Genomic DNA, 16,608 nt, shown 5'->3' with positions numbered 1-16,608 from the left:
CGGTAGCCCACTCGCGCGCCCTTGGCAGCCTGTCCCGCAGCGTGGCCGACTACCCTCGGACCCCGTGACCGCCCTAGACGACGTCCTCGCCGCACACGGCGCCGCCGTCCGCCCGCTCTACGAAGTGCTCACCCTGCTGCGCAGCGGCTCGTACGAGTTGGCCGACCTAGTGCGGCTCACCGCCGCCCCACGCCGAAGCGTCGAAGACCTTCTCGCGGCCCTGGAACCGGACCTGGAACGCTCCGCCGCCGGCGTCCGCATCGCACCTCACGCACGCGACACCTACGCGTCGTACTCCTTGCCGCCCCTGCCCGACCCGCTCGACGCGGCAGTCGCCGCCCAACCGGCCCTGCTCACCATGCTGGCCGAACGCATCGCCGCCGTCCCGCCCCCGCTCGCCGCACTGGACCACGTGCAAGCGACCCCGGAGACCGTGCTGCGCCGCGCGTTGTGGCTGAACTCGCGCTACGACCTCCGCCGCAGCAAGGTGCTCTTCCTCGGCGACCACGACCTGACATCGCTGGCCGTGCGCGCGGTGTGCCCGGAAGCCGAACTGTCCGTAGTGGACCTGGACGAACGCGTCCTGTCCTACCTGGACACCACCGGCGAACGCACCATCTTCACCGCACACGCCGACCTGCGCGTCGGCCTGCCCCCGGCCCTGACCGGCAAAGCCGACCTGGTCTTCAGCGACCCGCCCTACACGCCGGAAGGCATGGGCCTCTTCGCCGCCCGCGCGGTGCAAGCGTTGCGCGAACCCACCGAAGGCCGGATCCTCCTGGCCTACGGCTACAGCCCGCGCCACCCCGCCCTAGGCGCACAAGTGCAGCGCTCGCTGGCCACCCTGGGCCTGACCTACGAAGCGATCCTCCCGGACTTCAACCGCTACACCGGTGCCCAAGCAATCGGCAGCGCGGCGGACCTGTATGTCTGCCAACCCACCGCGAAGGCGAAGAAATCGTTCGCCCGCAAGGGAAGCTCCGCCATCTACACGCACGGCCCGCAATCAGTCGAATCAGCCGGAACGAAACCAGGCCTCTTGGCCGCCGCCCGGGAAATCGCCTCCGAAGGCGGCCTGGCCCTGGAAACCCGCCCGGTCGGCTGGGCCACGTCCGGCCCCGAAGGCGACGCCGTCGCGATGGACCTCACCGCCGATCCCGGCCCCTGGCTCCTGCGCACCCTGCTGGGCACGAACGCCCGCCGCCTGGCGCTGCTGCTGCCGAACAACCACCCCGACCTAGCGGACGCCGCCGCACAGGCCTCGCTCACCGCTCTGGTCGCCGACAAGTACCGCCTTCGCCTGCTCCGCAGCACCCCCGACAACCGCCACGCCATCGTCGCCGCCGACCTGGTCGACCATCCGTCCGAACTGCTGACTCGCGCCCATGCCCGACTAGCCAACGCCGCGCTGAACGTCCCGGCAGACCTGGCCGACCTACGCCTGGTGGACGTCCCGCGACACCGTCTGGCAGAACTACTCCCCGACTGACCCTCGCGCGCCGCTGGCCGGCCAGCTCGATCACCGCACCCGGCAACTGGTCGTGAGGGGAGCCTCACGACCCGCCGCCGTCCGTGAGGGCCCCTCAACGGACTTGGATTCCCTTCACGGCCCACCCACGCCACCACCACTGAGATGCACCCCAATGCGGCATTCGGTGCATGCGACGCACCCAATGCGGCGTTCGGTGCGTCAGACGCACCCAATGCCACATTGGGGCGCGAGCCCCGCTCACCTACGACACCGCAGCCGCTGCACCCAACCAGCGAGGCACCCAGCCCCTCCCCCCACACCCCGATACAAAGCCGCTCTGCGGTTCGGGGGTGCTTGTCAAGGCATCTTTCCCGCCTTGACAAGCACCCCCGAACCGTCAGCACAATCAACCTTCGGGGTGCCCCACGCCACCACCGCAGCAATGTCGCCGCCAGGCGACGAGCCACCCCCCGGAAAACCTAAAACACCCCCGCCGCCAACTCCCGGTAAACCCTCACCACCTCATCGTCATAAACCTGCAACCGCACCCCCGGCAACGCAGGATGCATCTGGTACTTCTCCGTAATCACCTGCACCACAACATGATCCGCCCCAGCCGCCCGATGCTCCTCCAACCGAGCAGCGACCGCGGAAACATCCCCCACCGCCACCAGATCGTCGATCAACCGATCAGACCCAGCCAAATCCTCATCGGTATACCCCAGCCGCCGCAAATTGCTGGTGTAATTCACCAACCCCAAATAAGGATTCTCCACCCGCCCCCGAGCCACCTCACGCCCCCGAACCACATCCGAGGTCACCACAACCTTCTGCTCCGGCGCGACAAAACCAGAAGCACCCAACGCCGCCCGAGCTACCCGAGTATGCCGAGGCGGAACCAGATACGGCACCACCCCGCCAGCCCGCTCCGCGGCCAGTTCCAGCATCTTCGGCCCCAACGCGGCCAGCACTCGCCCAGAAACCGGCACCCCGCCGGCATCCAGCGCATCGAGGAACCGCTGAACCGCGTCCATCGGCCGCTCATACCCCTGAGACTGCTCCCGATGCCCAGCCCCGATCCCGAGCACAAACCGCCCGGGGAACCTCGAAGCCACCCGCTGATACGAGCGAGCCAGCACCGCCGGATCCCCCGACCACACATTGACGATGCTCGACCCCACCACCAACGACTCGGTAGCCGCCAGCAACTCGTCAATCCCGGCCAGATCCACCCCGGGACCGCCGAGCCACAACCCCGAATACCCCAGCTGCTCGATCTCGGCAGCCATCGCCGGAGTCGTCAACGCCCCGACCTGCCACACGCCGTATCCGCGCAATCCGATCTTCATGAAACCCACCGTGCCGACCAAAAAATGGACCAGCAAGTCCAAAAAGAGCGCACAAAGAAGGGCTCCCCGGCAACCAAAGCCGGAGAGCCCTTCCCAGAGAGCGATCAGCCAGTCACGCCGTCCTGCTCAGCCGCCTTGGCGACCGCGGCCGCCACCTCGGGCGCGACCCGCGGGTCCAGCGGGCTGGGCACGATCCGGTCCCGGCCGAGATCGTCCGAAGCCACCGCCACGATCGCGTCCGCGGCGGCCAGCTTCATGTTCTCCGTGATCGCCCGCGCCCCAGCGTCCAGGGCACCGCGGAACACGCCGGGGAACGCCAGCACGTTGTTGATCTGGTTCGGGAAGTCGCTCCGGCCGGTCGCGACGATCGCGGCGTGCTGTGCGGCGACCGCCGGGTGCACCTCCGGGTCCGGATTGGACAGCGCGAACACGATCGAATCGTCCGCCATCGTCGACAGCAACGACGGGTCGATCGTCGCCCCGGACAGTCCGAGGAAGACGTCCGCCCCGCGCAGCGCCTCGGCGAGACCGCCGGTGAGCCCTGCCTTGTTCGTGGTCTCCACCAGCTGCCGCTTGATCGGGTTCAGGTCGTCGCGCCCGGCGTGCACGATGCCGCGCGAGTCGAGCACCGTCACGTCCGCGACCCCGGCCGCGAGCAGGATCTTCGCGCAGGCCACCCCAGCCGCGCCCGCCCCGGAGACCACGACCCGCTCGCCGGCGATGTCGCGGTCGAGCACCAGGTTCGCCCCGCGCAGAGCGGCGAGAGTGACGATCGCGGTGCCGTGCTGGTCGTCGTGCATGACCGGGCAGTCCAGCGCCTCCTTGAGCTTGTCCTCCAGCTCGAAGCAGCGCGGCGCGGAAATGTCCTCGAGGTTGACCGCGCCGAACGACGGGCGCAGCCGCACCAGGGTCTCGACGATCTCGTCGACGTCGGTGGTGTCGAGCACCAGCGGGATCGAGTCCAGCCCGCCGAAGGTCTTGAAGAGGACCGATTTCCCCTCCATGACCGGCAGCGACGCGCTCGCGCCGATGTCCCCGAGGCCGAGCACCGCGGTGCCGTCGCTGACCACTGCCACGAGCCGGTCCGCCCAGGTGTACCGCTTCGCCTTGGCCGCGTCCTCGGCGATCGCGCGGCTCACCTTCGCCACGCCGGGCGTGTAGGCGATCGAGAGGTCGCGCGGGTCGGAGATCGGCCGGGTCGCCGCCACGGAGAGCTTGCCGCCCTCGTGCCCGGTGAAGATCTCGGCGTCGGTCACGGCCGCGACGGTGCTGGCCTGGTCGGTCATCGGGGTTCCTGTCGTGGGAATGACGGAAGCGGGCGGATGGGTCTGGGTCATCGAACGTACTCCTGGGACTGCGAGCGGGGGACCACCTGGTCGACGGGCGAACACGCCCGTCGCGTGTGGGAACTCGTCCTCCGGACGGCAGCCCAGCGCGGTAGCGCCGGCCTGTCGGCGAGGCGTCTGCACGGCCATCCGATCCGTGGGGTGTGGCGATGGCCGCCGACGCTGCGGTCCGTCAATCATGACAGGCCCCCGGCCGGCCCCGACCCCTCGGTGCGGCTCATGTCACAGATTCGCGATTCCCAAGACGTCCGTCCGGTTTCGGAAGCAGTTCCGTTCCGGGTCCGGAAAACGCACTCGATAGGGTGGCGGGCATGGACTTCCGCCCGCTCAAGGTCTCCGGCGCTTTCGAGTTCGTCCCGCGTGTCTTCCCCGACGAACGCGGACTGTTCGTCGCACCGTTCCAGGAGGAAGCGATCGTCCGCGCGGCCGGGCATCCGCTGCGCGTCGCACAGACGAACCACAGCGTTTCCCGCGCGGGCTCGATCCGCGGCGTGCACTTCGCCGACACCCCGCCCGGACAGGCGAAATACGTCTACTGCCCGATCGGCTCGCTGCTGGACGTGGTGGTGGACCTGCGCGTCGGCTCGCCGACGTTCGGCGAATGGGATTCGGTGCGGCTCGACGCGGCCGAGTTCCACGCGGTGTACGTGGCCGAAGGAATCGGGCACGCCTTCATCGCACTGGAAGACGACACCGTGATGTCGTACCTCTGCTCGGAGCCGTACGCACCGGCGCGCGAGCACGGCATCAGCCCGCTCGACCCGGCGCTCGGCCTGCCCTGGCCCGCCGGACTGCCGCCGATTGTGTCCGAAAAGGACAAAGCAGCGCCGACCCTGGCCGAAGCGCTCGACCAGGGCCTGCTGCCGTCCTACGCCGATTGTGTGGCGTACTACGAAAAGCTGCGGTCAGCGCACCGCTAGGCGCGTACGCCGTCCTCGGCGATGACCCGTTCGATATTGCGCTCGGCCAGCGCGGTGATCGTCACGAACGGGTTCACGCCGGTGCTGCCCGGAATCAGCGAACCGTCCATGACGTACAGGTTCCGGTACCCCTTGACGCGCCCGTAGTCGTCGGTCGCCTCGCCGAGCACCAATCCGCCGAGCGGGTGGTAGGTGAAGCGGTTCTCGAACGCCCGCGTGTCGCCGAAGAGGTCGTAGCGGTAGATCGTGGAGTTCGCCTTGTTGATCCGGTCGAACAGCGATTTCGCCGCGTCGATCGACGGCTGCCCCTGATCCGGCGACCACTGCAGTTTCGCCGAATCGCTCGCGGCGTCGTAGGTGAAGTGGCCGCGTTCGGGATTCTTGGTGATCGCCAGGTACAGGCTCGCCCACGTCTCGAGCCCGGCGGGCACCGGCGCGATCTCGGCGAACACCGGATGCGTCGGGTTGTCCCAGTCGTCGATGCCGAGCGCGGGCATTCCCGCTTCGAGGCTGCCGGTCGTGTCCCACACGTGGTTGGCGCGGCCGAGCATCACGTTGCCGTTGGTGCCCCAGCCCTGTCCGACAGCCTCGGACAGCCGCGGCAGCCGTCCGGTGTCGCGGGCGCGCACCAGCAGTTCGGTCGAGCCGAGGCTGCCCGCGCCGAGGAACAGGTACTTCGTGGACAAGTGCTTGGTGGACAGCACATTTCCGAGCGCGTCGGACTCGCGCACCACGAGCGTGTACGTGCCGTCCTGCTGCTGAATGATCTCGCGGACCTCGTGCAGCGTCTGGATCGTCACGTGCCCGGTGCCGAGCGCGGCGGCGAGATACGTCTTGTCCAGCGAGCGTTTGCCGTGGTTGTTGCCGTAGATGACCTCGGACGCGAGCGCCGAGCGTTCGACCGTGCCCGCCTCTTCCTTCTTCAGGTAGTCGAAGTCGTAGACGCTCGGCACGAACGTCGTCTTCAGCCCGGTTTTCTGCGCGGCTTTCCGGGAAACGCGCGCGAACTGATACGACTTGCAGGTCTCGAACCAGGCCTCGTCGATGTGGTTCACGCCAAGGCCCGCGTTGGCGCGCGGGTAGTACTTGCCATACATCTCGTCTGCGTTCACCCGCGGCAGGATTTCCTCGAAGTACGAACGCTTCGGCTGCACCGCCATCGCGCCGTTCACCAGCGATCCGCCGCCGACGCCGCGTCCGACGTACACCGACATCCCGCCGTAGTTCACCCGGTCAAGCACCCCGGCGTACGGATCGATGTCGTGGTTCGCGACGTCCAGCCACAGGAACGACGCGAGCGGCGCTTCCGTGCGCTTCTTGAACCACATCGACCGCCGGTCCGGCTTCAGCATGTCGCAGAAGACCTTGCCGTCCGGACCCGGTTCGTTCCACAGCTGGCCCATTTCGAGCATCACCGTGGGCACGCCCGCCTCGCCGAGCCGCAACGCGGTGACCGCCGCGCCGTAGCCGGTGCCGATAACCACAGCGGGCGAATACTCCGGCAGCGGCGCAACGGTCGCGGCACGCGCGGTCGTCGCCGAAATGCTGGTCAGTCCGAGGGCCGCGGCGGAGTTCAGCGCGGCGAGGCCGAGAAATCGGCGACGGTTGAGGGAGGCCATGCCCGGCATGCTGACGTGGCGCGGAGCACCCTGGCAAGGCTAAAACGAACGCTATTCGCATTTGCCCAGTAAACGGTGTTAAGTTTCACTCGGCCGGGGTAACGGGAAGTACAGGTTTCGCCGGTCAGGCGGCTTTCCGGGGCGTGACCCACACCGTGATCGTCGCGGTGACCACCTCGGTCCCGCGCGAGTCCACGATCCGCACCGGAACCGGAAGATCGAATCCCTCGGGACCGAACTCGGGAAGCTCCGGCAATTCGGCGATCGCGCGCAGCCCCGTTCCGGCCTTCGCGACGTAACTCACTTCCATGCCCTTGGGCAGCCACCGGTGCGTAGCCGGAACAGTGGCCTCGGCCAGCATGCCCATCGCGATCTCGGCGAGATTGCAGGCGGCGATCGCGTGGAAGGTCCGGATGTGGTTGTGCACACCCCACCACTTCGGCGCGGTCACCGAACAGTGCCCGGGCCGGATCTCCCGGATGGTCGGCAGCACGGTGCCGAAGTAGGGCACGCGCAGGCACATCGCGGCGGAAAACAGCTGCTTGCCGCCCGGTTTGGCGGCCAGCTTGCGCCACAGCCCGTACGTCGACGGCGTACCCATCGGCACCTCCCAGGTGAAGTTACTCACCAGTAGCCTCGCACACGACGAACCTGCCGGGCAAACCCGCCCCGGCTATATTCGGCCGCGTGGCACATCGGCTCTTTCTTCTCCGGCACGGCCAGACCGAATGGTCGTCGAACGGCAAGCACACCGGGCGCACCGACATCCCGCTGACCCCGGCGGGCGAGGAACAGGCGCGCGCGGCGGGCGGCACCCTGCGGACCTTGCTCGGCGGACCCGGGCTGGTGCTCTCCAGCCCCCGCGGCCGCGCGCTGCGCACCGCGGAACTCGCCGGCCTGCGCGTGGACGAGGTCACCGACGACCTGGCCGAATGGGACTACGGCGACTACGAAGGCGTCACCACGCCGGCGATCCGCGAGACGGTTCCGGACTGGACGGTCTGGACCCACCCCGTCCCCGGCGGCGAAAGCGCCGACGACGTGCAGGCCCGCGCGGACAAGGTGCTCGACCGCGCCCGGCGCGAGATCGAGAACGGCGACGTCGTCCTCGTCGGACACGGGCACTTCAGCCGTGTGCTCGTCGCGCGCTGGCTCGGCCTTCCCGGCACCGCGGGTGTCCACTTCGGACTGGACCCGGCCGGTCTCGCGGTGCTCGGCGACGAGCGCGGCGAACCGCAGATCGAGCACCTGAACCTGCTGCCCGCCTTGGAGGGATGAAGTGACCGACCCCCGCGTACGGCGGATCCGGCCGGAAGACGTCGACACCGTCGTGGAACTCGTCTACGCACTGGCCGAGTACGAACGCGCGCCGCAGGAATGCCATCTCACCTCCGAGCAGCTGCACGGCGCGCTGTTCGGCGAGGCTCCGGCGCTGTTCGGCCACGTGGCCGAAGCGGACGGTGAAATCGCCGGATTCACCTTGTGGTTCTTGAACTTCTCCACCTGGCGCGGCACGCACGGGATCTATCTGGAAGACCTCTACGTACGCGAGGAACAGCGCGGTTCGGGGCTCGGCAAGGTGTTGCTGGCGACGCTGGCCGCGGAGTGCGTCGACAAGGGCTACCACCGGCTGGAGTGGTCGGTGCTGAACTGGAACCCGGCGGTCGGGTTCTACCGGGCGCTCGGCGCATTGCCGCAGGACGAGTGGTCGGTGTATCGGCTGACCGACGAGCCGTTGAAGGTGCTGGCCAAGGAGGCATGAGTCGTGAGTGCTGATCGCGGTTAGAACCGCGATCAGCACTCACGAGCTTTACGGCGTCGGCAACGGCAGCCCCGGCAGGCTCTGGTCCCGCGGCACGATCCCGTCCACCAGATAGTCGTCGACGACCTTGTCCACCGCCTGGTTCCCGCCGATCCCGTAGATGCCGTGGTCGCCTTCCCCGGTGACGGTCAGCATCCGCGAGTTCTGGAACGCCGCGTGGGCCCGCCGCGCACCCTCGATCGGCGTGGCCGGGTCGTGCTCGGACTGGACGATCACCACCGGCGGCACGCCTTTGCCGTTCAGCACCGGCATCGGCCGCGGCTGGCCCGGCCAGAACGCGCAGACCTGCAGCCCCATCCACAACGAACTGTGCAGGGTCACGCCCCGGTCGAGGTATTCCTGCGACCGGCGGATCAGCGATCGCCGATCGCCCTTCCACGGCCCGTCATTGCACAGGGTGGTGATCAACGTGGACACCATCGCGTCATCCGCACCGGCCTGGGCCGCTACGCCCATCGGACCGGCCTTCTTCGCCTCCGCCAACGTCTTGCCGAGCGCCGCGCGAGCGTTGTCCTTGACCTCCGCCGAAGACCGCGCGTCGGTCAGCGTTTTGACCCGGACCAGCACGGAGGCGATCGTCGGGAACTGGCTCTTCGCCTTGAGCGCGCCGACGAGGAAGGAGTCCAGCGCCACCGCCCCGAGCTTCGTGCCGTTCACCTCGACCGGCTCGCGAGTCAGCGCGTAGCGGACGCTCTCATAGGTCTGCCGGGCCGCTTCGCCACTGGCGCCGAAGTGGAACTTCGCGTCGTAGCGAGCCAGCCACGGCAGGAAATCCTGCCGCCAGCGGCGTTCGTAACCCGCTGGCTGGAAGTCGAACGACTGCTGCCAGCTGCCGGTGAACTGGGTCGAGGAATCCAGCACGAACCGGCCGGTGTGCCGCGGGAACTGCTGGGCGTAGTGCGCGCCGAGCCAGGTGCCCGCCGAGTACCCGATCCAGTTGATCCGCTCGCGGCCGAGCAGGGTGCGCAGCAGGTCCAGGTCCCGGACGTTCTGGAAGGTGCTGACCAGCTCTCCCAGCTCGCCCGCGGCCTGGTGGCAGGCGGTCGCCACGTACTGGACCGCGTCGACGATCTGGTTCAGATTGCGCGGATCGCGGTCGCGCGGGTCGAGATCGGCTCCGGTGCTGGACGCGCCCCCGCAGGTGACGGTGGCGCTGCGGCCGGTGCCGCGGGTGTCGATGCCGATGATTTCCTGGTGCTCGCGCAGTTTCTTCTGACCCCGCAGCAGCACCGGGAACCAGCGGCCCGCGGCGCCGGGTCCGCCCGGGTTGGTGAGCACCGACGCCGTCGTGGCGCCGGTCGACTTGAGCCTGCTGATCGCGATGGTGAGGTACTGCCCGTCGTCCGGACGGTCCCAGTCCCGGGGCGTGCGGTAGGCGGCGCATTCGAGCCCCGAGATATCGGCGCCTGGTGGCAGGTCGGCCAGCTCGCCCGGCGCGCAGGCGTGCCAGTCCAGCGTCTGCCCGGTGTAGCGGGCCGGGATCGTGGCGGTGCCCGCGGCTGCCGGCAGTGCCCCGGCAAGCAGCCCGCACACCACTGCGGTGGTGGTCACGACGAGACGCAGTCTCCTCATGGGTTCCCCTCTTCGGAATTCGGGTGAATTCGGTTGCGCAGTCCCGATTCCATCGGCTGAGGGGTGCCGCTACCAGTGCCGCCGCGTCACCTGTCCGCTATGACGTGACGTCACTGTCGCTCAATCCTGTTCGCGCCGCTCCCGCTCGGCACGCCGTCCCGCGAGACCGCCGCGTTCGGCCGCCTCTTCCTCGGTCTCGTCGTCGTGCATTCCGAGCGCCCACGCCCGCGACGGGCGGCGGAACAGCAGCACCAGCGCCGCCAGCCCGCACAACCCGATCGGCACGCCCCACAGCGGCTGCCCGGACGGCCCGAGCAGGTACCAGCCGACCCCGATCAGCAGCAGCGCCACGACGACGCCGGGCGAGCGTGCCCACGTCTGGCCGAGCAGCAGCCCGACGGAGGCGGCGAGGAAGATCAGCGCCAGTACCGCGTAGGTGCCGAACTCGGCCCACACGTTGTTGCCCGGGATCGGCGGGTTCCGCAGCCCGTGCACCAGCAGCACCACGCCGAAGACCAGCAGGCCGAGGCCGGGCAGTCCGGTCAGGACGCCGGCGAGGCGGACCTCGAACGGGGTGGGCGGCGGGTTCTCGGGATGCGACACGGGCGCGGCCCTTTCAGCTGCTGTGCGGGAACCTTGCGGAGGAGCTTTGCCGGGGCACAGCCACCCGACCAGCGCGAGTCACCGTGCGTGAGCACTACTGATCGTATGCCACCCGGTCGGCCGTTTTCCGGGGCGGCGGCCGCGGAGAAAATCGGGGTAGTCGTCGATGAGCGGGCGGTCGGCCCGGGTGCACTTGTCACGACGCGCGGAGTTTTCGCCGTCTGCAGAGGAGGACCGCCCGCCACAGGGTCGCCACAGGTCACCGAGCCGGGACGGCGCGCGCAAGCGGCTGAGCTTCGCGTCACCATGTGGCGCTGGAGGTACGTCTGCCGGGCGAAAAGCACTTACCCTGCGGTAGTGCGCGCCATCCTCGTCGTGAACCCCCAGGCCACCTCGACCACCGCGGGTGGCCGGGACGTGCTGGCGCACGCGCTGGCCAGCCAGGTGAAGCTCGACGTCGTCGAAACCGATTACCGCGGGCACGCGCTCGCGGTGGCCCGTTCGGCGGCTCGCGACGGTTTCGACCTGGTCGTGGCGCACGGCGGCGACGGCACGGTCAACGAGGTCGTCAACGGTCTCCTCGCCGATTCCGCGGGCGCTCCCGGACGCTCCGGGTCCGTGCCGATGCTCGGCGTCGTGCCGGGCGGCTCGGCCAACGTCTTCGCCCGCGCGGCCGGCCTTCCCGCCGATCCGGTCGAGGCGACCCACCAACTGCTCACCGCGCTGGAAACCGAACGGACCCGGCGGATCGGCCTCGGACTGGCCGACGGGCACTGGTTCACCTTCAACGCGGGCCTCGGCTGGGACGCCGACGTCGTCGGCCGCGTCGCGAAACGACGCGGCAAGCAAACCAGCGCCAGCCTCTATCTGCGTGCCGCGGTGCGCTCCTACTTCCGTCCTCCGCTCGGTCGGCCGACGCTGACCGTCCGGATCCCGGGCGAGGAACCGGCCGAGGCGGTGACCGCGTTCGTGTCGAACACCGATCCGTGGACTTACCTCGGGGAACGTCCGGTCCACCTCAACTCCGGCTGCTCGTTCGAGACCGGATTGGGCTTGTTCGCGTTGAACGGTCTGCGATTGCCCACCGTGTTCACGCATGTACGGCAAGCTCTGCTCACGGAGAGCGATCAGCACGGCCGCCGTCTGCTCCGCCGCGACGATGTGCCGCTGATCCGCATCGACGCAGCTGAACCGGTCAACTTCCAGGTCGACGGGGACCTCGTCGGGCAACGCACCCGGGTCGAGTTCCAGAGCGTCCCGGATGCACTCACCGTAGTCGGATAGCCGAGTGACCGCTGATCGCCCGCGGCAAAGTGCGTTCTGCCGCTCGGCGACGCAAACCCTCCGTTCACCGCACCGGCCTTCCGGCGAGCGGAGCTTTTCAGAACGAAACCGCAGGTCAGAGGCATAGCTCGGCCGGGTGAGCTGACTCACCGATCTTGTCGAAACCCTTGTCGAACGCGGTGCTTCGTGAAAGCATTCACAAGCACCCAAAAACACGACCGCCACTACTGTGGCGCGGCCCTCCCGCGTCACTGTGAAGGAGCTCACGAACATGGACTGGCGCCACGACGCGGCCTGCCGAGACGAGGACCCCGAGCTGTTCTTCCCGGTGGGAACCAGCGGTCCGGCTCTGTTGCAGGTCTCCGAGGCGAAGGCCGTGTGCCACCGCTGCCCCGCGGCTTCCGACTGCCTGGCCTGGGCTCTGGCCAGCGGCCAGGACGCAGGCGTCTGGGGCGGAATGAGCGAAGACGAGCGACGCGCGCTCAAGCGCCGCCGTACGCACATCGGCACGCGTACCACCGCCTGAGTCTTTTCGACTCAGCTGCAGCACCCAGAATCGCAAGCACCACCACTTCGGACCGGACTTTCGCCCGGCGGGCATTCGCGTGCCCGTGCCGCACATGGCGACACATACCCGGTTCGAGCGTAACAACCGAGGTCGGCCACCCCGCATCCGGGTACCGCCTCGCCAAGGACTATCCCAGTCCTCCCGCGGAACGTTGAACGGGCCGGTACCGCCAAGCTTCACTGGTACCGGCCCTTCAACGCGTCTGGGGTCCGATGTGGACTCCTCAGCCTTCCCGTGCCCAGCGCACGTACCGCATCTTCGCGGTGAACCCGGCACGCTCGAAGACTCGGGGAGCACCGGACGCGCTCGCCGAATCGACGACGAGGCTGGCTTGGTCGTATCCGTGCTCGGCGGCGGCCCGCAGCGCGTGGGCGATGACCGCGCTGGCAAGGCCGCGTTTCCGGTAGCCGGGAATGGTGCCGATCACCATGAAGTGCGCGTCGCGAACGCCGGTCACCTCGGTGTCGGCGGCCCAGGACAGCGTCAGCACGAGACTCGCCGGAGTGCCGGTTGCCTTGTCCCGCAGCAGGAAACTGATCTCGGGCTGAACATTGTGGTTGGTGAACTTGTTCTGCCACGCGGACGAGTCCAGCGGCGGTGCGGCCCAGTGGTCCTGAAAGGACTCGTTGCGGACGAGCCGGAACTCCTCGTCGATGTCCCGTGTCCACTGCCGCACCTGGAATCCGGCCGGGATCGCCGCTTCGCCGACTGTCCCGAGTGGATGTTCCATGCGCTGGAAGTAACGGGCGGGCGAAAATCCTTGCGCGGCAAAGAGTTCTTTCGTCCCGGCGATGTGCTCGGCCTTGTGGATGTCGATGGCGAGCTTCAGCGTCGGGTGGTGCAGTTCGTGCACCGTCTTCGCCCCGGCGATCCCGGCTTCCACCAGCCTGGCGCCGATCCCCTGGCGGCGATAGTCCGGATGGACACCGCCGTCGAGGAAAACCCGGTGGACCTCGTCGGGGTTCTGCTTGTACCGGGTCTTCACGTAGCCGACCATGCGGTCGCCGTCGAACGCGGCGAGGCTCGCGCGTTCGAGATCGGAGAACGGGTCGTTCAGTTCTTGGAGAGTGTCGGCGGCGGTGTAGTTCTCGCCGATCCGGTCGGCCGTTTCGATGGCGTTGAGCAGATCGGCCGAGGACTGGGCGTCCGCTTTCGTGAGCGGCCGCCACACAAGGGCAGGCATACGCCGGACAGTAATCCGGCGCGAACAGGCTGTCGCCGGATTTTCTAGAGCCGCCGGGACAACGGAATCCGCAGTGCCGCCTCGGTACCCGGTACGCGATTGCCCGCCTCGTCGGTCCGGACCTGACGCAGCGAGAGCGACCCGCGCAGCTCCGACTCCACCAGGGTTCGCACGATCTGCAGGCCGAGCCCGTCGCTGCGTTCCAGCGAGAACCCGGACGGCAGGCCCCGGCCGTTGTCCCGGATCAGGATGTCCAGCCAGCGCGCCGACCGCTCCACGATCAGCTCGACCTTGCCCGGCCGTCCCTGCGGGAACGCGTGCTCGATCGCGTTCTGCACGAGTTCGGCGAGCACCATCACCAGCGGCGTCGCGATCTCGGCCACGACCACGCCGAACGAGCCCTTGCGGGTGAGCCCGACCTGCGATTCCGCCGTGGCGACCTCGCCGACCATCGGGAGCACGTTGTCGAGCAGCTTGTCCAGGTCCACGCGCTCGTCGACGGAGATCGACAGCGCCTCGTGCACCATCGCGATCGACGACACCCGGCGCACCGATTCGCCCAGCGCGAGCCGGGCCTCCTCGCTCGTGGTGCGCCGCGATTGCAGCCGCAGCAGCGCGGCCACGGTCTGCAGGTTGTTCTTCACCCGGTGGTGAATCTCGCGGATCGTGGCGTCCTTCGACATCAGCGCGCGGTCGCGGCGCTTGACCTCGGTGACGTCGCGGACCAGCACCAACGCGCCCGCGGGCTGTCCGGCCGGACGCAGCGGCAGCGCACGGAACAGCACGACCGCGCCGCGCTTCGAGTCGGCCTCGGTGCGCGTGGACGGCTTGCCGTCGAGGGCCTCGATGATCCGATGCGACACCTCGGTGGCGTCGAACGGGTCGCGGATCAGCGACCGGGTGAGCGGGGCCAGCCGCTGCCCGACGAGGTCGGATTCGTGCCCCATCCGGTGGTAGGCGGACAGGCCGTTGGGGCTGGCGAACACGACGGTGCCGGCCTGGTCGAGCCGGACGAGACCGTCGCCGACGCGCGGGCTGGTGTGCGTGTCGGTCTGGTTGCCGCCGGCGGGCGGGAAGGTGCCGTCCACGATCATCTGGCACAGGTCGCCCGCGCTGCCGAGGTACGCGATCTCCAGCGGGCTCGGCACGCGCGGCGCGGCGAGGTTGGTCTCGCGGCTCAGCACGGCGATCACCTCGCCGCCGAAGCTCACCGGCACCGCTTCGCGGCGCATCGGCAGGTCGCGGTACCAATGCGGGTCTTCCTCGCGGCAGATCTTGACCTCGCGCATGGCCTTGGCCAGCTGCGGGTGCTCGTCCACGGTGAACCGGGTGCCGACGACGTCCTCGGGATGCGCGGTGGGCGCGGTGGTCGGCCGGGCGTGCGCGACGCACACGAAATCGCCGCCGTCGGGCTGGTGCTCGGCGGACACCGGGACCCACAGCAGGAAGTCGGCGAACGAAAGGTCGGCCAGCAACTGCCACTCCGCGACGACGGTCTGCAGGTGGTCGGCCGCTTCGCCGGGGAGGCCGGTGTTCTCGGCGAGCAGGTCGGAAAGGGTCGACACGGCTACCGGCCGCCCTCGAATGCGGTGGGTTCGTTCATGCCTGCGCACCTCCTGAGTTCATCCAACCAGAGCGTAGGCGCGGGTGCCGCCGAGGAGCCCGGCGGCCGCATGACACACTGGAACGGTTGACCCGTTCCCGGTCGGTGTGTCGAACCCCGCCCCGGGACATTCAGCGGACACCCGAGGAGAGAACATGTCGAAGCGCGCCCGCAAGCGTCGCGACCGCAAGAAGAACGGCGCCAACCACGGCAAGAAGCCCAACGCCTGAGTCCGCGCCCGGACGTGACACGGCCCCCGCACCGGATCGGTACGGGGGCCGTTGTCGTGTGGTGGTCAGTCGCTGGTGGTGCGCTGTTCCACGGTGATCTCGGTGCGCTCCACGGTGACACCGCCCTGGGTGGCGACGGTCTGCCGGATGGAGGCGCGCAGCCTGCTCTTCAGCTCCGCCGGGGCGAGGTCGCCGCCGCACTTGCGGGCGAGCAGGTGCTTGATCTGCTCGTCGATGCCGTACTCCTCGAGGCACGGCGGGCAGTCCTCGATGTGCCTGCGCAGTTCCGCGTCCCGCTCCGGACTGCATTCGCGATCCAGCAGCAGGTAGATCTCCGCGAGCGCGTCCTCGCAGGGCATCTTCTCCGCGGGCACGTCTTCCGAGCTCATCGTTTCGCCACCTCCTCGCGGTTCCCCCGGATGAAGCCGCGCTCGCGCGCGACGTCGGCCAGCAGGTCGCGCAGCTGGGCGCGGCCGCGGTGCAGCCTGGACATCACGGTGCCGATCGGAGTGTCCATGATCTCGGCGATCTCCTTGTACGCGAAGCCCTCGACGTCGGCGAGGTAGACCGCGAGCCGGAACTCCTCGGGCAGCTTCTGCAGAGCGGCCTTGACGTCGGTGTCCGGGAGGTTGTCCATCGCCTCGACCTCGGCCGAGCGAAGGCCGCTCGAGGTGTGGCTTTCCGCACGGGCGATCTGCCAGTCGCTGATCTCGTCCGTCGGCTGCTGCACCGGCTGCCGCTGACGCTTGCGGTAGCCGTTGATGTAGGTGTTGGTGAGGATGCGGTACATCCACGCCTTGAGGTTCGTGCCCGCCTTGAAGGACGCGAACGCCGCGTACGCCTTCAGGTAGGTCTCCTGGACCAGGTCCTCGGCGTCGGACGGGTTGCGGGTCATCCGCATCGCGGCCGCGTATAGCTGGTCGAGCAGGGGCATCGCGTCGCGCTCGAAGCGCTCGGCGAGCTCCAGTTCGTCGGCCGCCGTCTCCGGCGCGGAGTTGGGGGTGCTCGGCAAACCGTTCCCTTCCCGTTCGGCGTCGA

General features: G+C 68.9%; 17 protein-coding genes. 7 read left to right on the top strand and 10 right to left on the bottom strand.

All coding sequences use genetic code 11. The annotated features are described in order from the left end of the window. Nucleotides 1–64: 64 nt before the first annotated feature. A complete protein-coding gene (locus H4281_RS07100) occupies nucleotides 65–1,489 on the top strand; it encodes a bis-aminopropyl spermidine synthase family protein (RefSeq protein WP_182890027.1) in 1,425 nt (474 codons plus the stop codon). Between the two features lie 461 nt (nucleotides 1,490–1,950). Here H4281_RS07100 and H4281_RS07095 read toward each other — a convergent pair whose 3' ends face one another. Together H4281_RS07095 and H4281_RS07090 are read right to left on the bottom strand one after the other, a co-directional pair. Then, nucleotides 1,951–2,820 (bottom strand): TIGR03620 family F420-dependent LLM class oxidoreductase, encoded by an 870-nt coding sequence (locus H4281_RS07095; protein WP_182890026.1) that lies wholly within the window; start codon nucleotides 2,818–2,820, stop codon nucleotides 1,951–1,953. A 104-nt stretch (nucleotides 2,821–2,924) separates the two neighbouring features. Then, nucleotides 2,925–4,106 (bottom strand): NAD(P)-dependent malic enzyme, encoded by a 1,182-nt coding sequence (locus H4281_RS07090; protein ID WP_182890025.1) that lies wholly within the window; start codon nucleotides 4,104–4,106, stop codon nucleotides 2,925–2,927. 371 nt (nucleotides 4,107–4,477) lie between these two features. Between H4281_RS07090 and H4281_RS07085 the strand changes: the two genes are divergently transcribed. Further along, complete coding sequence (locus tag H4281_RS07085) at nucleotides 4,478–5,086, top strand: dTDP-4-dehydrorhamnose 3,5-epimerase family protein (RefSeq protein ID WP_182890024.1); 609 nt, start codon at nucleotides 4,478–4,480, stop codon at nucleotides 5,084–5,086. Here H4281_RS07085 and H4281_RS07080 read toward each other — a convergent pair. Then, complete coding sequence (locus H4281_RS07080) at nucleotides 5,083–6,705, bottom strand: GMC oxidoreductase (RefSeq protein WP_182890023.1); 1,623 nt, start codon at nucleotides 6,703–6,705, stop codon at nucleotides 5,083–5,085. The genes H4281_RS07085 and H4281_RS07080 overlap by 4 nt on opposite strands. Nucleotides 6,706–6,829: 124 nt before the next feature. Further along, nucleotides 6,830–7,306, bottom strand: a complete 477-nt coding sequence (locus H4281_RS07075) for a hotdog fold domain-containing protein (RefSeq protein ID WP_182890263.1) — start codon at nucleotides 7,304–7,306, stop codon at nucleotides 6,830–6,832. Nucleotides 7,307–7,392: 86 nt separating this feature from the next. On the opposite strand from H4281_RS07075, the gene H4281_RS07070 reads away from it, so the two are divergent. Both H4281_RS07070 and H4281_RS07065 read left to right on the top strand, forming a co-directional pair. Then, nucleotides 7,393–7,983: an acid phosphatase gene (locus tag H4281_RS07070; RefSeq protein WP_182890022.1), complete on the top strand. Its 591-nt coding sequence runs from the start codon at nucleotides 7,393–7,395 to the stop codon at nucleotides 7,981–7,983. Between the two features lies 1 nt (nucleotide 7,984). After that, nucleotides 7,985–8,467 (top strand): GNAT family N-acetyltransferase, encoded by a 483-nt coding sequence (locus tag H4281_RS07065; protein ID WP_182890021.1) that lies wholly within the window; start codon nucleotides 7,985–7,987, stop codon nucleotides 8,465–8,467. A 48-nt stretch (nucleotides 8,468–8,515) separates the two neighbouring features. Here the strand turns inward: H4281_RS07065 and H4281_RS07060 are convergent, their stop codons facing one another. Continuing rightward, nucleotides 8,516–10,099, bottom strand: a complete 1,584-nt coding sequence (locus H4281_RS07060; protein WP_182890020.1) for an alpha/beta hydrolase — start codon at nucleotides 10,097–10,099, stop codon at nucleotides 8,516–8,518. A gap of 120 nt (nucleotides 10,100–10,219) precedes the next feature. Further along, nucleotides 10,220–10,702, bottom strand: coding sequence for a hypothetical protein (locus H4281_RS07055; protein ID WP_182890019.1), 483 nt, complete (start codon nucleotides 10,700–10,702; stop codon nucleotides 10,220–10,222). A 357-nt stretch (nucleotides 10,703–11,059) separates the two neighbouring features. On the opposite strand from H4281_RS07055, the gene H4281_RS07050 reads away from it, so the two are divergent. Together H4281_RS07050 and H4281_RS07045 are read left to right on the top strand one after the other, a co-directional pair. Continuing rightward, nucleotides 11,060–11,986: a diacylglycerol/lipid kinase family protein gene (locus H4281_RS07050; protein WP_182890018.1), complete on the top strand. Its 927-nt coding sequence runs from the start codon at nucleotides 11,060–11,062 to the stop codon at nucleotides 11,984–11,986. Between the two features lie 271 nt (nucleotides 11,987–12,257). Continuing rightward, the gene (locus H4281_RS07045; RefSeq protein ID WP_009082948.1) at nucleotides 12,258–12,512 is read left to right on the top strand and encodes a WhiB family transcriptional regulator; all 255 of its coding nucleotides are present in this window, start codon (nucleotides 12,258–12,260) and stop codon (nucleotides 12,510–12,512) included. Nucleotides 12,513–12,777: 265 nt separating this feature from the next. On the opposite strand, the gene H4281_RS07040 is transcribed toward H4281_RS07045, so the two are convergent. Together H4281_RS07040 and H4281_RS07035 are read right to left on the bottom strand one after the other, a co-directional pair. Further along, nucleotides 12,778–13,737, bottom strand: a complete 960-nt coding sequence (locus H4281_RS07040; RefSeq protein ID WP_182890017.1) for a GNAT family N-acetyltransferase — start codon at nucleotides 13,735–13,737, stop codon at nucleotides 12,778–12,780. A 44-nt stretch (nucleotides 13,738–13,781) separates the two neighbouring features. Next, on the bottom strand, nucleotides 13,782–15,302 hold the full coding sequence (locus tag H4281_RS07035) for a sensor histidine kinase (RefSeq protein WP_182890016.1): 1,521 nt from the start codon (nucleotides 15,300–15,302) through the stop codon (nucleotides 13,782–13,784). A 193-nt stretch (nucleotides 15,303–15,495) separates the two neighbouring features. Here H4281_RS07035 and H4281_RS46775 point away from each other — a divergent pair, with 193 nt between their 5' ends. Next, nucleotides 15,496–15,570, top strand: coding sequence for a 50S ribosomal protein bL37 (locus H4281_RS46775; protein ID WP_098515123.1), 75 nt, complete (start codon nucleotides 15,496–15,498; stop codon nucleotides 15,568–15,570). A gap of 65 nt (nucleotides 15,571–15,635) precedes the next feature. Here H4281_RS46775 and rsrA read toward each other — a convergent pair whose 3' ends face one another. Both rsrA and H4281_RS07025 read right to left on the bottom strand, forming a co-directional pair. After that, the gene (gene rsrA / locus H4281_RS07030) at nucleotides 15,636–15,959 is read right to left on the bottom strand and encodes a mycothiol system anti-sigma-R factor (protein ID WP_067576056.1); all 324 of its coding nucleotides are present in this window, start codon (nucleotides 15,957–15,959) and stop codon (nucleotides 15,636–15,638) included. Further along, nucleotides 15,956–16,582: a sigma-70 family RNA polymerase sigma factor gene (locus H4281_RS07025; protein WP_037355674.1), complete on the bottom strand. Its 627-nt coding sequence runs from the start codon at nucleotides 16,580–16,582 to the stop codon at nucleotides 15,956–15,958. The genes rsrA and H4281_RS07025 overlap by 4 nt, the downstream gene beginning before the upstream one ends. Nucleotides 16,583–16,608 lie beyond the last annotated feature (26 nt).

This window comes from Amycolatopsis dendrobii (assembly GCF_014145675.1).
GTDB classification, from domain to species: Bacteria; Actinomycetota; Actinomycetes; order Mycobacteriales; family Pseudonocardiaceae; genus Amycolatopsis; species Amycolatopsis dendrobii.
This window is presented reverse-complemented; position numbering and strand designations above follow the sequence as displayed.

Bases quoted from the DNA above. Each gene is read 5' to 3' on its own strand.
- rsrA (WP_067576056.1), bottom strand. From the start codon at position 15,959: ATGAGCTCGGAAGACGTGCCCGCGGAGAAGATGCCCTGCGAGGACGCG.
- H4281_RS07095 (WP_182890026.1), bottom strand. From the start codon at position 2,820: ATGAAGATCGGATTGCGCGGATACGGCGTGTGGCAGGTCGGGGCGTTG.
- H4281_RS07085 (WP_182890024.1), top strand. From the start codon at position 4,478: ATGGACTTCCGCCCGCTCAAGGTCTCCGGCGCTTTCGAGTTCGTCCCG.
- H4281_RS07080 (WP_182890023.1), bottom strand. From the start codon at position 6,705: ATGGCCTCCCTCAACCGTCGCCGATTTCTCGGCCTCGCCGCGCTGAAC.
- H4281_RS07075 (WP_182890263.1), bottom strand. From the start codon at position 7,306: ATGGGTACGCCGTCGACGTACGGGCTGTGGCGCAAGCTGGCCGCCAAA.
- H4281_RS07090 (WP_182890025.1), bottom strand. From the start codon at position 4,106: ATGACCGACCAGGCCAGCACCGTCGCGGCCGTGACCGACGCCGAGATC.
- H4281_RS07060 (WP_182890020.1), bottom strand. From the start codon at position 10,099: ATGAGGAGACTGCGTCTCGTCGTGACCACCACCGCAGTGGTGTGCGGG.
- H4281_RS07040 (WP_182890017.1), bottom strand. From the start codon at position 13,737: ATGCCTGCCCTTGTGTGGCGGCCGCTCACGAAAGCGGACGCCCAGTCC.
- H4281_RS07045 (WP_009082948.1), top strand. From the start codon at position 12,258: ATGGACTGGCGCCACGACGCGGCCTGCCGAGACGAGGACCCCGAGCTG.